This is a genomic window from Alistipes sp. An66 (genome assembly GCF_002161445.1).
GTDB lineage: Bacteria > Bacteroidota > Bacteroidia > Bacteroidales > Rikenellaceae > Alistipes > Alistipes cottocaccae.
In genome coordinates this window covers 1-642 of sequence record NZ_NFHT01000050.1, presented here as the reverse complement: position 1 = coordinate 642, position 642 = coordinate 1, and the positions used below count along the sequence as shown (strand labels likewise).

The 642-nt window shown below is 45.5% G+C and carries 1 protein-coding gene; it reads left to right on the top strand.

The genetic code is table 11. The features are described from left to right. Positions 1 to 56 precede the first annotated feature (56 nt). Positions 57 to 642: IS4 family transposase (locus tag B5G16_RS12440; RefSeq protein ID WP_239406125.1), on the top strand; the 586-nt coding region annotated here is incomplete at its 3' end.

Here is a 642-nt window from a genome sequence, read left to right as displayed (position 1 = left end):
TGTGTCCATGGACCGAGTTTCATCATGGTAAGGGCGCGTTCAAGATACATACACTGATGGATCTGCGAGGCTCGATTCCCACATTTGTCATGCTCACGCCAGGCAAGGTTAACGATGCCAGGATGATGGACAAGATTCCTGTTGAAGCAGGTGCTTTCTACCTGATGGATAGGGGATATGTTGCCTTTGAGAAACTTTACAAGCATTTCCAGCAAAAGGGCGCCTGCTTTGTTACACGCGCCAAGGACAATATGTCTTATGTGGTTATTGAGTCCAGACCTGTCAACAAAGACTCGGGCGTTCTTTCGGATGAGACTATCAGACTTGTTGGATATTACTCTATCAGAAAGTATCCAGACACATTGAGACTTGTTGTGTATGAAGACTTTGAGACTGGAAGAGTATATCGATTTCTGACCAACAACTTTGCGATTAACAATCCGCTGACTATTGCGGAACTCTACCGTGAACGCTGGCAGATAGAACTGTTCTTCAAATGGATCAAGCAGCATCTTCACATCAGGACTTTCTACGGCACTTCCAAGAACGCCGTGTACACGCAGATATGGATAGCCATTTGTGACTATCTGCTGCTCATCATTGCGAAGAAGCGATACGGGTTGGATCCAAGTCTTCATTCTA